Source organism: Pseudomonas sp. UBA6315 (genome assembly GCF_002438125.1).
GTDB classification, from domain to species: domain Bacteria; phylum Pseudomonadota; class Gammaproteobacteria; order Pseudomonadales; family Pseudomonadaceae; genus Aquipseudomonas; species Aquipseudomonas faucium.
This window is the reverse complement of record NZ_DJTF01000008.1, coordinates 52754-61801: the sequence shown is the minus strand read 5'-3', so window position 1 is coordinate 61801 and position 9048 is coordinate 52754. Positions and strand designations below refer to the sequence as shown.

General features: G+C 66.3%; 7 protein-coding genes and 1 pseudogene. 3 read left to right on the top strand and 5 right to left on the bottom strand.

The window, feature by feature from the left end:
- Positions 1-80, bottom strand: a pseudogene (locus tag B3E94_RS00885) (ribosomal-protein-alanine N-acetyltransferase); the annotation flags it as partial.
- Complete coding sequence (locus tag B3E94_RS00880; protein WP_286911980.1) at positions 77-865, bottom strand: energy transducer TonB; 789 nt, start codon at positions 863-865, stop codon at positions 77-79. The pseudogene B3E94_RS00885 and the gene B3E94_RS00880, both read right to left, overlap by 4 nt.
- A gap of 286 nt (positions 866-1151) precedes the next feature.
- Here B3E94_RS00880 and mksB point away from each other — a divergent pair, with 286 nt between their 5' ends.
- The 3 genes from mksB to mksF are packed head-to-tail and all read left to right on the top strand — an operon-like array spanning position 1152 to position 5954.
- On the top strand, positions 1152-2429 hold the full coding sequence (gene mksB / locus B3E94_RS00875) for an Mks condensin complex protein MksB (protein WP_176512195.1): 1278 nt from the start codon (positions 1152-1154) through the stop codon (positions 2427-2429).
- Entirely contained in the window at positions 2419-3126 is a 708-nt protein-coding gene (gene mksE / locus B3E94_RS00870) for an Mks condensin complex protein MksE (RefSeq protein WP_176512196.1), read from the top strand. Before mksB ends, mksE begins: the two co-directional genes overlap by 11 nt.
- Positions 3123-5954 (top strand): Mks condensin complex protein MksF, encoded by a 2832-nt coding sequence (gene mksF, locus B3E94_RS00865; RefSeq protein WP_176512197.1) that lies wholly within the window; start codon positions 3123-3125, stop codon positions 5952-5954. The genes mksE and mksF overlap by 4 nt, the downstream gene beginning before the upstream one ends.
- A 141-nt stretch (positions 5955-6095) precedes the next feature.
- On the opposite strand, the gene B3E94_RS00860 is transcribed toward mksF, so the two are convergent.
- The 3 genes from B3E94_RS00860 to cgtA all read right to left on the bottom strand — a co-directional run bounded on the left by B3E94_RS00860 (position 6096) and on the right by cgtA (position 8986).
- Positions 6096-6557, bottom strand: coding sequence for a CreA family protein (locus B3E94_RS00860; protein WP_286911976.1), 462 nt, complete (start codon positions 6555-6557; stop codon positions 6096-6098).
- Complete coding sequence (proB, locus tag B3E94_RS00855; protein WP_176512199.1) at positions 6554-7672, bottom strand: glutamate 5-kinase; 1119 nt, start codon at positions 7670-7672, stop codon at positions 6554-6556. Before proB ends, B3E94_RS00860 begins: the two co-directional genes overlap by 4 nt.
- An 87-nt stretch (positions 7673-7759) precedes the next feature.
- Positions 7760-8986 (bottom strand): Obg family GTPase CgtA, encoded by a 1227-nt coding sequence (gene cgtA / locus B3E94_RS00850; protein ID WP_016392849.1) that lies wholly within the window; start codon positions 8984-8986, stop codon positions 7760-7762.
- Positions 8987-9048: the final 62 nt, after the last annotated feature.

Sequence of the window (9048 nt, the reverse complement as noted above, 5' to 3'; positions counted from 1 at the left end):
CTGAACGCGGCATATTCGATCTTAAGCACGGCATCCAGATCCGCCTCGGTCATCGGGCGGAAACTGATCGAGTCACTCATTCAACGCTCTTCCAGCGCGCCATCAGCTGGCGCATCGCTTGCCAGACGTCCGCCTTGCGCTGCGGCTCGTCCATCAACAGTTCAAGGCCCGGCAACGCCCAGGCATCGCCCAGGCCGTCGAGCTTCAGGGCTTGGTAATAGGCCGTGTCGTCGACGCCGGCGGCGAAGCGCAGCGCCGGCAGGCCGACCAGCCACAGGCAGGTGCAGGGGGCCTCTTCCAGGCGCGCCTGGACGAAACCCTGGACGAAATCACGCGCCGCATCCGGCCCCTGGTCCATGTTGCCGCGCACCAGCAGCGGCCAGCGCACCGGCTCGCCGATGATCTGCGGCGCATCCGGCAGGCCCGCGGCGCGCAGCATGTCCTTGAGCAGCAGGTAGGACGGGTCGCGGCTCTGGAACGGCTGGCCGGTGGCCAGTTCCACCAGCAGCAGGCAGCTGCCGGCGCGCAGCAGTTGCAGCGAGAAACGCGGCGGCGGCACCGGCGCCGGGCGTGGCGCGGGGGCCTGCGGCTCGGCCTCGACGGGCTTGGCAACCGGCTTGGGCGTGCTGCCCGGGCGTGGGATTTCGATTTTCGGGCGTTCGGCGGAACGCGCCTGGGGGGCGGCCGGCGCCTCGCTTGCTGGCGCGGCGGCTGGCCTGCTCTGGAAATCGGCTTCTTCCACCGGAACCTGCGGCATCAGCAGCTCGGGGCGCGACGGTGCGGCGAACGGCAGTTCGGCGCGCGGCAGCCAATGCACCACTTGCATGGCGGAAAGGAAGGCGCGGCGGCGGGGCTCGGTCAGCAAGGCACGGGTATCCGGGGGGAACAAACAGTCGGGCATTCTAACGCTGTTGGCCAGCGAGCGCCGCAACTGGTCGGCAGAAAGTTGTTGTCTTCACCGGCCCCATTGCCGGCAAGCCGGCTCCCACAGGGCTCGATGGTGTACCTGTGGGAGCCGGCTTGCCGGCGATGGGGCCGGTGAATCCCCCAGATAAATCAGGGTTATCCCTCATTACAGACCAAGGGGTGAAATCCTCCCCCCCGGATGCAGTACAATCGCCCCCTTTTTACTTGGCAACGAGTAGACGCCAATGATCGAACCCAAGCGCGTCCTGCGCGCCCTAGCCGAACACTGGGCCCTGATCGAGCCGCTGTGCGAGCGCTTCGACCAAGGCACCCTGAGCCTGGTCGAACTGCGCCAGCAACTGGGCCGCCAGCAAGTGGAAAGCACGCCGCAGGACATCACCCAGCTGCTCGACGTGTGGATCCGCCTGGATATCCTGGTGCCGGTGGCCAAGAGCCCGAACCGTTTCGAGCTCAACGCCCAGATCCACGACTTCCTCGCCTACCTGCGCCGCGAGCACCGCCTGGGCCTGTGCCTGGAGATCGAGGCCTACCTGCGCCACCTGGAGCGCCTGGCCGGGCACATCCAGGATGCCTTCGACAACCGCGACAGCGACGACCTGGCACGCCAGCTGCGCCTGCTCGACATGCGCGTGCGCGATGTGCTCAAGAAGCTCGACAACGACGAGCAGGCGCTGGTGGCCGTGGCCGAACGGGCCAAGACCAGCAACCGCCAGATCCCGCTGCGCCAGCGCTACGCCGAAGTCCTGGCGACCTGGGACGAGTACGTCGAGCCGATGATCCAGCTGGTCAACGCCGACGGCGCCTTCGAACAGGGCGTGCGCAAGGTCGAGACCGTGCTGCTCAAGCTGCTGGGCGAGCAGGCACGCCTGGGCCACCTGGTCGACGACGACATGCTGCTGCGCACCCACGCGCGCATCCTGGAGATGCAGACCAGCGCCCAGCTGACCCTGCGCCACGCTCGTGAACTGCTGCTGCCGCTGCGCGAAGAAGCGCGCCGGCACAACGCCGTGACCCGCGGCGCCGCACTGGCGCTGTCGGTGATCCGGCGCAAGGGCATCGATGCCGTGCCCCAGGCCGCCATGCCGCTGTTCACCCGCCCGCAGAGCACCTTCCTCGGCAGCGCCAGCCAGGTCGAGGCGTATGTCTACGCCCTGGCCCGCTTCGAGCCGAAACCGGCCAAGTTCCCCAAGGCCCACAAGACCCACAGCGGCCCGTTGCCGCGCGCGCCACGCACGGTCAAGGAAATGCTCGAGCGCTGCGAAGACGCCCTGCCGCTGCCCGACCTGATGGTCTGGCTGCTGGAGCAGGAGCCCGAAGGCGCCACCGACGAACTGCTGTACTGGTTCTCGCGCCTGTCGCGGGAGAAGCGCTTCAAGCGCGAGCGCCTGGACCGTCGCGACTACACCACCCACGAACACCTGGTCAGCCTGCGCTCGTTCGCCCTGTCGTCCAGCCGCCAAGCGCAACCTGAAACCAACGCGAGCCCAGCCAATGCATCTTGATCTTTCCGAACTGTCCCAGCTCGCGCCGATCTTCCGCGAGCTGTTCAAAGGTTTCCACGTCAGCCGCCGCGACCCGGAAATGTACGCCCAGCTGTCGAACTTCCAGGACCAGTACCGCACCCTGTTCAAGGCCCTGGGCTTCGAGCTGGTGTGCGATACCCGCGGCTTCTACTACTTCGTCCCCGAGCAGGCCGCCGCCCAGGTCAACAAGACTGCCCAGCGCCTGTCGCTGTTCACCTTCATCCTGGTCGAGCACCTGGCCGACCAGGGCCGCGACCCGATGGCCGTGCTCGACGGCGGCAGCATCGGCCGCGACGAGTTGCCATCGCTGCTGGACAAGTACCGCGACCTGTTCCTGCAGGCCGAAGTGCAAACCGTCGAAGAGCTGGAAGAAAAGATCATGCGCCGCATGACCCAGCTGGGCTTCGCCCATGAGGAAGGCGGCATCTACCGCTTCCTGCCGCCGATGCACCGCTTCCTCGACGTGTGCCTGTCGGTGCAGCAGGACCGCGACCTGGCCGCCAGCCTGCACAGCGACCTGCCGCTGCCGACCCCGGTGCTGGTCGAGGAAGAAAGCCCCGAGGAACTGGCGCGCACCGACGACCCGCTCGACCTGACCCCGTTCGAGGCCGAGGAAAGCGAAGAAGAGGCCCTGGCCCGGGCCATCCGCGAAGAGCAACAGGAGATTGATGCATGAGCCAGGAACGCTACGGCATCCGCCGCTTCGCACTGCTCAACACCGCCGGCTACAGCCTTGGCCTGTTCCCCCTGGAACAACCGCTGTCGGTCTACGGCGCCAACAACCTGGGTAAATCGGCGTCGATCAACGCCCTGCAGTTCCCGATCCTGGCGCGCATGTCGGACATGAGCTTCGGCAAGTACAGCCTGGAGCAGTCGCGCCGCTTCTACTTCGCCAGCGACACCTCGTACATCCTCTGCGAACTGAACCTGCCCCACGGCCCGCACGTGATCGGCGTGGTCGGCCGCGGCCCGGGCGGCGGTTTCGGCCACCAGTTCTTCGCCTACAAAGGTGAACTGGACCTGGCTCACTACCAGAAGAACGACACCTGCCTGCGCCAGAAAGAGCTGTTCACCAACCTCGAGCGCCTGGGCCTGAAAGCCTACGAGCTCAAGCCGGACGAGCTGCGCCGGTTGCTGGTCGGCGGCCACACCTCGGTGCCGCTGGACCTGACCATGATCCCGCTGCGCTCGACCAGCGAGCAGAGCCTGAAAACCTTCCGCGCGCTGTTCATCAACCTGCTGCACATGCGCGAAATCACCGCCGCCAAGCTCAAGCAGCTGTTCCTCGATGCCTTCGAGCACAGCCTGCGCTCGGGCAGCGTCGACTACATCGCCGCCTGCGAAGAAGCCTTCCGCGACGTGCGCCGCATGGAACAGGACTACAACGCCCTGGTCGCCGCCGGCCCGTTGGTCGAGGCCCTGGCCGGCGGCGTGGCCCAGCGCGACATCCTGCGCGGCAAGCTGCACCGCCTTTCGCCATTGCTCGACAACCTGCTGGGCACCTGGCAGGAATACGCCATGGCGCGCAAGGAAGAGCTGGTGATCCAGGCCGAGCACTACCGCGGCGAGCAGGACCGCCTGCAGAACGACCAGCGCGGCGGCACCCAGGAGCTGATGCGCCTGGAGCGTGAAATCACCGGCATCCAGCGCTGGCTGGGCGAGCTGTCGGTGCTCAAGCACCGCTTCGCCCTGGTTGATGACGTCAAGGTCCTGGAGCAGCAACTGCTGGCGGCCAAGGACGCCCACGACGAACTGGCCGGTGCCCTGGCCCAGTCGCGCCAGTTCTCCGCCGAGGACCTCGACGAGCGCGTGCGCGACCTGGAAAAACGCCTCAAGCAGGTCAAGCAGCAGCTCGACCACGCCGACAACAACAGCTACGCACGCCTGCGCGAAGAGTTCTCGCAACAGGACGTCGACCGCCTGATGCGCCTGTTCAACGGCGCACTGTTCAGCCTGCCGCTGGGTGAGCGCGGCATCGAGCTGGACGACAGCGACCTGTGGGTGAAATCCCTGGAAGCGGTGCTCGACGGCTTCAAGGGCGAGCGCTTCGAAGCCCCTGGCATCTCCATCGACATCTCGCACATCGACCCACCGGCCCTACAGGCCCTGGCCGACCGCGCGGCCCTGCGCGACCAGAAGGACCGCCTGGAGCGCGAGCTCAAGCAGCTCAAGACCCAGCAGTCGGTTGCCGCCGACCGCAACGCCTCCAAGGCCCAGACCGAGGCGCTGTACCAGCAGGTGCTGGACGCCCAGAAGGCCCTGGAAGACTACCGCCGCAGCGAGACCCTGGCCGCCGAGGAGCCGGAGAAGCTCGAGCAACTGGCGCAGCTCGAAGCCGCCCAGGACGAGCTCAAGCGCTCCAGCGATGCCTTCACCGAGCGCGTCCAGCAGCTGTCGGCCAAGCTGCAGCTGGTCGGCCGCCAGATCGGCGACCTGGAGTCCAAGCAGCGCACCCTGGAAGACGCCCTGCGCCGCCGCCAGCTGCTGCCCGCCGACCTGCCGTTCGGCACGCCGTTCATGGAAGCGGTCGACGACTCCATGGACAACCTGCTGCCGCTGCTCAACGACTACCAGGACAGCTGGCAGGGCCTGCAGCGCGTCGACAACCAGATCGAGGCGCTGTACGCCCAGGTGCGCCTCAAGGGCGTGGCCAAGTTCGACAGCGAAGACGACATGGAGCGCCGCCTGCAGCTGCTGGTGAACGCCTACGCGCACCGCACCGACGAAGCCCTGACCCTGGCCAAGGCGCGCCGCGCCGCAGTCACCGACATCGCCCGGACCTTGCGCAACATCCGCAGCGACTACGACAGCCTCGAGCACCAGCTGGCCCTGTTCAACCGCGAGATCAACAAGCGCCAGGTGTCGAACCTGGAGAGCTTCCGCGTGGTGCTGGCGCCGAACAAGGAAGCGCTCAAGCACATCGACCAGATCATCCACAGCGCCGGCCAGTACGAGGAAGGCGAGACCCTGTCGGTGTTCGACCTGACGCAAAGCGCAGAGCAAGACCACAAGAACGAAGAGGCCAAGGAATACCTGGCACGGCTGGTGGCGGCCAACCACAACCAGCTGGGCCTGAAGGACCTGTTCGAGCTGGCGTTCGAGATCACCAAGATCAACAGCCAGCCGGTGATCCACGCCGACATCGACGGTGCCGCCTCCAACGGCACCACCATGACCATCAAGGCGCTGACCAACATGTACCTGTTGCTGCACCTGATGGACCGCGACCTGGCCGGGCGCATTCGCCTGCCGTACTACCTCGACGAGGCGGCGGACATCGACGAACGCAACCAGGCGGCGTTGCTGGAAACCAGCCTGCAGCTGGGCTTCGTGCCGATTCTGGCGAGCGTGAAGCCGCAGGTGTCGGCGCGGGTGGCGATCGATCTTGAAGGTGGCAGCGGGCCGAATGGCATCTACATCGACGAGGCCGACTGGAAGTACATCAGCCGGCTGGATGAGGTGAAGGCGATCGTGCGGGAGGATGAGGCCGAGGAGTTGGCCTGATCGGTGTAACGGGGCCGCTTTGCGGCCCCATCGCCGGCAAGCCGGCTCCCACAGAGGGATTTCCAGTGCTCTTGAGGGCTGTGGAGATCAGTGTGGGAGCTGGCTTGCCAGCGATTGGAGGCCAAAGGCCTCCCAGCTAGATCAATGCGCCCAAGGCAGGATCGGAATCGCCGTCACCGCATTCTGCGGGCTGCCTTCGATCATGCGGTCGCTATACACCAGGTACACCAGCGTATTGCGCTTCTTGTCCAGAAAACGCACCACCTGCATGGTCTTGAACACCAGCGAGGTGCGCTCCTTGAACACCTCCTCACCGTCCTTCAACTCCCCCTTGAAGCTGATCGGCCCCACCTGACGGCAGGCGATCGACGCCTCCGCCCGATCCTCGGCCAGCCCCAGGCCACCCTTCACACCGCCAGTCTTGGCCCGCGACAGGTAGCAGGTCACACCCTCGACCTTGGGGTCGTCGAACGCCTCGACGACGATGCGATCGTTTGGCCCGACGAACTTGAACACGGTGGACACCTGGCCGATTTCCTCGGCCCCGGCCACCATCGGCAAGGCCAGCGCCAGCACCGCCAACGCGCGCGTGAACAGGCTCATACCAGCACCAGGTTGTCGCGGTGCACCAGCTCCGGCTCTGCGCTGTAACCGAGCAGGGCCTCGATGGCATCGGACGGCTGGCCAATGATCTTCTGTGCTTCCAGCGCACTGTAGTTGGCCAGGCCACGGGCCACTTCAAGGCCATCGGGGCCGACGCAGACCACCATCTCGCCACGGCGGAAACTGCCCTGCACGGTCTTCACGCCGACCGGCAGCAGGCTCTTGTTGGCGGCACGCAGCGCTTGCACGGCACCGGCGTCGAGCACCAGGGTGCCACGGGTTTGCAGGTGGCCGGCCAGCCACTGCTTGCGCGCTGCCAGCATGCCGCGCTCGGGCGACAGCAGCGTGCCCAGGCGTTCGCCGGCCTTGAGGCGGTCGAGCACGCGCTCGATGCGCCCGCCGATGATGATGGTGTGGGCACCGGAACGGGCTGCCAGACGCGCGGCGCGCAGCTTGGTCTGCATGCCGCCACGGCCCAGGGCGCCGCCGGTACCGCCGGCCACGGCGTCGAGCGACGGGTCGTCGGCGCGAGCTTCGTAGATCAGCTGGGCTTCGGGGTTGTTGCGCGGGTCGGCATCGAACATGCCGTCGCGGTCGGTGAGGATCACCAGCAGGTCGGCTTCGACCAGGTTGGCCACCAGCGCGGCCAGGGTGTCGTTGTCGCCGAAACGGATCTCGTCGGTGACCACGGTGTCGTTCTCGTTGATCACCGGCACCACGCCGAGGTCGACCAGGGTACGCAAGGTGCTGCGGGCGTTGAGGTAACGCTTGCGGTCGGACAGGTCGTCGTGGGTCAGGAGGATCTGCGCGGTGTGCTTGCCGTGCTCGCCGAAGCTCGACTCCCAGGCTTGCACCAGGCGCATCTGGCCGATCGAGGCAGCCGCCTGCAGCTCGTTCATCGCGCTCGGTCGCGAGCTCCAGCCCAGCTGGCTCATGCCCGCTGCCACGGCCCCGGAGGAGACCAGCACCAACTCCACGCCCGCCTCACGCAGCGCGACCATCTGCTCGACCCACACGGCCATGGCGCCGCGGTCGAGGCCCTTGCCATCCGCCGTGAGCAGCGCACTACCGATCTTCACGACCCAGCGCTTGGCGCCAGTCACCTTGCTTCGCATCTTGTCTTCCAACCTATGTCGAATCTGTAGATACCGTAGATACAAAAACGCCGCTCCAAAGAGCGGCGTTTAGTGTACTGCAACCGATCAGTCGCGCACGTAAATGATTTCCGGGCCGTCTTCGTCGTCCTCGAAATCATCGTCCCAGGCATCGTCGTCGCCGATGTCGTGCACGCTCTTGACGCCGGTACGGCGCAGGGTGCGTGCGTCGTCCAGGGCCTGCAGCTGGGCACGGGCTTCGTCTTCGATGCGCTGGTCGAGCTCGGCCAGCTCCTCGGCGTAGGCCGGGTCGTTGGCCAGGCGGTCGGCGCGGTCTTCGATGTAGCGCATTAGGTCGTGGCTGAGCTGCTCGGTGCCCTGCTTGGCGATGGCCGAGATCACGTAGACCGGGCCTTCCCACTGCAGGCGCTCGACCACTTCCTTGACCCGCTCGTCACGCTCGTCGTCCATCAGCATGTCGGCCTTGTTCAGCACCAGCCAGCGCTCGCGGTCGGTCAGCGACGGGCTGAAGCGGGTCAGCTCGTTGATGATCACCTCGGCGGCATCGGCCGGGCTGCTGCCATCGAGCGGCGCCAGGTCGACCAGGTGCAGCAGCACGCGGGTACGCGCCAGGTGCTTGAGGAAGCGGATACCCAGGCCGGCACCGTCGGAGGCGCCTTCGATCAGGCCGGGGATGTCGGCGATGACGAAGCTCTTCCAGCGGTCGACGCTGACCACGCCCAGGTTCGGCACCAGGGTGGTGAACGGGTAGTCGGCGACTTTCGGCTTGGCGGCCGACACCGAACGGATGAAGGTGCTCTTGCCGGCATTCGGCAAACCGAGCAGGCCGACATCGGCCAGTACCTTCAGCTCCATCTTCAGGTCGCGCTGGTCACCCGGCTTGCCGGGGGTGGTCTGGCGCGGCGCACGGTTGGTGCTGGACTTGAAACGGGTGTTGCCCAGGCCGTGCCAGCCGCCTTGGGCGACCATCAGCTTCTGGCCTGGGGTGACCAGGTCACCGATCACTTCCTGGGTCGAGGCGTCGATCACGGTGGTGCCGACCGGCACGCGCAGGAACAGGTCTTCACCCTTCTTGCCGGTGCAGTCGGTGCTGCCACCGTTGGAGCCGCGCTGGGCTTCATGGTGACGGGTGTAGCGGTAGTCGACCAGGGTGTTGAGGTTTTCGTCGGCCACCATGTACACCGAACCACCATCACCACCGTCGCCGCCGTTGGGGCCACCGTTCTCGATGAACTTCTCGCGACGGAAGCTCATGCAACCGTTGCCGCCGTCACCGGCCTTGACCCGAATGGATACTTCGTCAACAAACTTCATTCAAAAACCGCCTCTCGTCGACCGACGAGCTGAATACCTAAAAAACCTGAGGCTCTTGCAAA